Origin of the sequence: Oerskovia sp. NPDC060287 (assembly GCF_042726775.1) — a bacterium.
In the GTDB taxonomy this organism is placed as follows: domain Bacteria; phylum Actinomycetota; class Actinomycetes; order Actinomycetales; family Cellulomonadaceae; genus Oerskovia; species Oerskovia merdavium.
This window is the reverse complement of record NZ_JBHXBO010000313.1, coordinates 1-3,990: the sequence shown is the minus strand read 5'-3', so window position 1 is coordinate 3,990 and position 3,990 is coordinate 1. Positions and strand designations below refer to the sequence as shown.

Here is a 3,990-nt window from a genome sequence, read left to right as displayed (position 1 = left end):
CTGCCGGACGGGTACCTCCTGAAGGGCCCGGCACCATCTGGTGCCGGGCCCTTCGCCGTGCCCGACGACGGAGCCGACGTCGGGCGCTGAAGGCTCGGCCCGGGGTGGCGTCAGGCGGGGAGGCGGGAAACCTGGCGCTTGCCGCGGAGCGGGACACAGGTTCCGGCCCGCAGGAGTGCGCGACGTCGCGCGTGCGGTGACGGGCACGCCTCGGCCCGCGACGCAGGCCGGTTCGCCCTAGATTGGTCCGCATGGCTCTCCCGGTGCTGTTCGTCCACGGCTCGCGCACGTCCCGCACGATGTGGCGCGCGCAGCTCGAGGCCATGGACCGTGCCGGCATCGAGGCTCGCGCGGTGGACCTGCCGGGTCACGGCCGATGGATCGGCGAGCCGTTCACGCTCGACGGCGCGGTGACGACCGTCGCCCGTGCCGTGGACGACCTCGGAGGCCGGGCGCTCGTCATCGGGCTCTCGCTGGGCGGGTACGTCGGGATCGAGCACCGCGCGCGGTGTCCCGAGCAGGTCGCGGGCCTCGTCGCCGCGAGCTGCTGCACCGTCCCCGGCTCGCCCCTGCGTGGTGCGTGGCGCGTCGCGGCCGACCGGATCGAGAAGCTGCCCGACAACGGTGCGGCGATCAACCAGGCACTGGTCGACCGGACCCTGCCCGCGGCCGGGATCGTCGACATCGGTGCGGGCGGGTTCGCCCTGACGGCCATGACCGCGATCCTGGACGAGGTGGGCACCTCGGACCCGCTCAAGGCTCTGGCCGCGACCGACTCGCCGGTCTGGTTCGTCAACGGTCGGTGGGACCACTTCCGCTTCGGTGAGCGTGAGTTCGTCGCAGCGGCGCGGGCCGGCGGGGCCAGCGCCCAGCTCGTCGTGATCCCCGGGGCCAAGCACCTCGTGAGCCTCGACCGACCCGTCGCGTTCAACCGTGCGGTCCTCGAGGCGTACGGAGAGGTCGTGGCGGCAGAGCGGGGGGCGTGACCCGCCGTCCGGCCCGGCCCGCACGACCACCCGGCTCAGGCGAGGGGCAGGTCCCACGCCCTGGCCCCGCCCACGAGCGCGGCCGAGTTGGGGACGATCACGACGTCGTCACCGAGCCGCTCGAGCGCGGACGGCGTGATCTGGCGTGAGTTGCCCCCGCCGAGATAGAGGCGGTCCCACCAGAAGACGGGCCGCAGGCCGTCGACGAGCGCGACGACGCGCCGTGACCACAGCCCGTTCCCGAGGCGGCGGCGCTCGACCTCGCCGATGTACTCGTCGTACGTGGTGCCACGCCGTACCGGGGCGTGGGACCACTCGAGGTGGGGCGCGAGACGCCCTCCGTGGAACAGCGCAGACCCCAGCCCCGTGCCGAGCGTCAGGACGAGCTCGAGGCCAGACGCCGCGATGACCCCGGCCCCGTGGACCTCGGCGTCGTTGAGGACGAGAGCCGGTATCCCCAGCCTCTCGCTCACGGCGGCCTGGACGTCGAAGCTGGCCCACTGCTCGGCGAGGGCCGGGTCGACACGGCTCCGCGGGCCCGAGCGGGTGATGTAGTGCGGGGTGTGGACGACGACCCCGCGCCGGATCATGCCGGGCATGCCGACCGTGACACGCACGGCGGGGGGCAGGCGGTCGGCGATCTGCGCGATGACGTCGACCAGGAGCGAGGGCGGCAGCGGGTAGGGCGTGGGTACCCGCACGGCGGTCGCGTGCGCGGTCCCCGCGGCGTCGAGCACGTTGGCCTTGATGCCGCCCCCGCCGCAGTCCACCGCGAGGGTGCGCAGGTCGGCGGGGTCGGTCGTGGCGGGACGTTCGGGCATGTCTGCACACTAACGGGCGCTAGCGTAGGTGCACGTGACGAACGAGCAGCCGGTCCGCGTCCGCCTGGACCTCGCCTACCAGGGCACCGACTTCGCGGGCTGGGCCCGACAGCCCGGTCTGCGGACCGTCGAGGGGGCCCTCGAGGACGGTCTGGGGCAGATCCTGCGGGGCGTCCCGCCGCGCCTGACGGTCGCGGGGCGCACCGACGCCGGCGTGCACGCCCGCGGGCAGGTGGCCCACGTCGACCTCCCACGGTCCGTCTGGGACGCGATGCCCGGCCGGTCCGACCGCGAGCCGGGAGACGCGCTCGTCGCGCGGCTCGGGGGAGTGCTGCCGGGCGACGTCGTGGTGCACCGGGCCTCCCGGGCGCCGGAGGGGTTCGACGCGCGCTTCTCGGCCCTCTACCGCAGCTACACGTTCCGGATCGTCGACGACCCGACCCTGCGCGACCCGTTGCGCCGCGAGTGGGTCCTGTGGAACCGCAAGCCGCTCGACGCGGACGCGATGCACGAGGCGCTGCAGCCCTTGCTCGGCGTGCGCGACTTCGCGGCCTTCTGCAAGCCGCGCCCCGGTGCGACCACGATCCGCGAGCTCCAGCACCTGTCGTGGGAGCGTGCGGCCGACGGCCCGGACGCGGGGCTCGTCGTCGCGCACGTCCGCGCCGACGCGTTCTGCCACAACATGGTCCGGGCGCTCGTCGGGGCGTCGGTCGCCGTGGGGGAGGGGCGCCGCCCGGTCTCGTGGCCGGCCGAGGTCCTGGCAGCCAGGCGCCGGGACGCGGGGGCCGGCGTCGTGCCGCCGCACGGCCTGGTCCTCGAGGAGGTCACGTACCCGCCCGACGACGAGCTCGCTGCCCGTGCCGAGCGCGTGCGCGCGGTCCGCATGGACGAGGACGTGTGGGACGCGGGGGCTGCAGGGCCGACCGCCGGAGCAGGGGCCTCCCCGACCTCGTAGCGCCGGGCCGTCGCCCCGCGCCCGCTGCCGTCTCCTACGGCTCCTCGACGATGTGGACCGCGGCCTCCTCGGCGCTCGCCGCGGCGCCGTCGATCCCGGCGTCGTCCGCGTACGTGTCGTTGACGCGCCCGTCGAGCGCGTCGGCGTCCGCCACGAGGCGGCCCGACCGGGTCGAGTCGGGGCGGTCGAGAGGGTCGGCGTCCCAGTCCTCGGGCTCCTCGTCGGCGAGGCGCTGGTCGAGCGACTCGCCGTCCTCCTCGAGCCGTTCGGGGTGGGCGTAGGTCAGGGGAGCGCGCTCCGGCGGGGCGTACCCCTCGTCGAGCACGTCGTCGACGCCGCGGTCGACCAGGGTGTCGTCCTGCTGGAGCTGGTCGGAGTCGCCCTCGGTGCCGAGGGCCGGGTCTGTCCGGGTGGCCGGTGTGTCGTCGCTCATGTCTCCACACTGGCACCGGTGACGCGTTCGCGCAGCCCACCGGGCGGATCCGGCCACCCGCGGACTAGGCTCGGGGTGCGCGCGGCAGGGACTCCCGACGGGTGGCCGTCCGGTGCCCCGGCGCACGTCCGTCCCGTGACGACGCCGTCCTCGACCTGCGGGGCGGCCTGAACCAGGAGTCCCACCATGGCATCGATCGACGACCTCCTGTCCGCCATCCCGCTCGACCAGCTCGCCGGCAGGCTCGGCGTGGACGAGGCGACCGCCCAGAAGGCGGTCACGACGGCCCTTCCCGCGCTGATCGGCGGCCTCGAGGCCAACGCGCAGGACCCCGCCGGGGCCGCGTCGCTCCAGAAGGCCCTCGCGCAGCACTCTCCCTCGCTCGTCGAGGGCGGCGTGAACCTCGACGACGTCGACACGGCCGACGGCGAGAAGATCGTCCGCAACATCTTCGGCTCGAACGAGGAGCAGGTCGTCGCGCAGCTCGCGGACAAGAGCGGCACGCAGTCGAACGTCCTGGCCTCGATCCTCCCGGCGCTCGCACCCATCGCGCTGTCCTTCCTCGCCAAGCAGCTCGGGGGCAAGAGCGAGCAGCCGGCCGGGACGCAGGAGGCCGCCGGGGGCGGCGGGATCGGCGACCTGCTGGGCGGGCTCCTGGGTGGTGGGCAAGGCGGTTCGGGAGGCGGCGGCCTCGGGAGCATCCTGGGCGGGCTGGGCGGCCTCCTGGGCGGCGGCAAGCGCTGACCCCCGCCCGACGGCGGAGCGCGCCCCGGGCGCACCGGTGCACCCGGGTGC

5 protein-coding genes are annotated in these 3,990 nt (G+C 75.1%); 3 read left to right on the top strand and 2 right to left on the bottom strand.

What is annotated here, in order from left to right; genetic code table 11:
• Positions 1-251 precede the first annotated feature (251 nt).
• On the top strand, positions 252-986 hold the full coding sequence (locus ACFWFR_RS18055) for an alpha/beta fold hydrolase (protein WP_377623968.1): 735 nt from the start codon (positions 252-254) through the stop codon (positions 984-986).
• Positions 987-1,021: 35 nt separating this feature from the next.
• Here the strand turns inward: ACFWFR_RS18055 and ACFWFR_RS18050 are convergent, their stop codons facing one another.
• The gene (locus ACFWFR_RS18050; protein WP_191801398.1) at positions 1,022-1,807 is read right to left on the bottom strand and encodes an ROK family protein; all 786 of its coding nucleotides are present in this window, start codon (positions 1,805-1,807) and stop codon (positions 1,022-1,024) included.
• Between the two features lie 34 nt (positions 1,808-1,841).
• On the opposite strand from ACFWFR_RS18050, the gene truA reads away from it, so the two are divergent.
• A complete protein-coding gene (truA, locus tag ACFWFR_RS18045) occupies positions 1,842-2,762 on the top strand; it encodes a tRNA pseudouridine(38-40) synthase TruA (RefSeq protein WP_377623966.1) in 921 nt (306 codons plus the stop codon).
• A gap of 34 nt (positions 2,763-2,796) precedes the next feature.
• Here truA and ACFWFR_RS18040 read toward each other — a convergent pair whose 3' ends face one another.
• Positions 2,797-3,195, bottom strand: coding sequence for a DUF5709 domain-containing protein (locus ACFWFR_RS18040; protein WP_377623964.1), 399 nt, complete (start codon positions 3,193-3,195; stop codon positions 2,797-2,799).
• A 186-nt stretch (positions 3,196-3,381) separates the two neighbouring features.
• On the opposite strand from ACFWFR_RS18040, the gene ACFWFR_RS18035 reads away from it, so the two are divergent.
• Positions 3,382-3,939 (top strand): DUF937 domain-containing protein, encoded by a 558-nt coding sequence (locus ACFWFR_RS18035; protein ID WP_377623962.1) that lies wholly within the window; start codon positions 3,382-3,384, stop codon positions 3,937-3,939.
• The last annotated feature ends 51 nt before the right edge of the window (positions 3,940-3,990 follow it).

Coding starts and splice junctions, on each gene's coding strand:
- ACFWFR_RS18055 (WP_377623968.1), top strand. CDS start 252: ATGGCTCTCCCGGTGCTGTTCGTCCACGGCTCGCGCACGTCCCGCACG.
- ACFWFR_RS18050 (WP_191801398.1), bottom strand. CDS start 1,807: ATGCCCGAACGTCCCGCCACGACCGACCCCGCCGACCTGCGCACCCTC.
- ACFWFR_RS18040 (WP_377623964.1), bottom strand. CDS start 3,195: ATGAGCGACGACACACCGGCCACCCGGACAGACCCGGCCCTCGGCACC.
- ACFWFR_RS18035 (WP_377623962.1), top strand. CDS start 3,382: ATGGCATCGATCGACGACCTCCTGTCCGCCATCCCGCTCGACCAGCTC.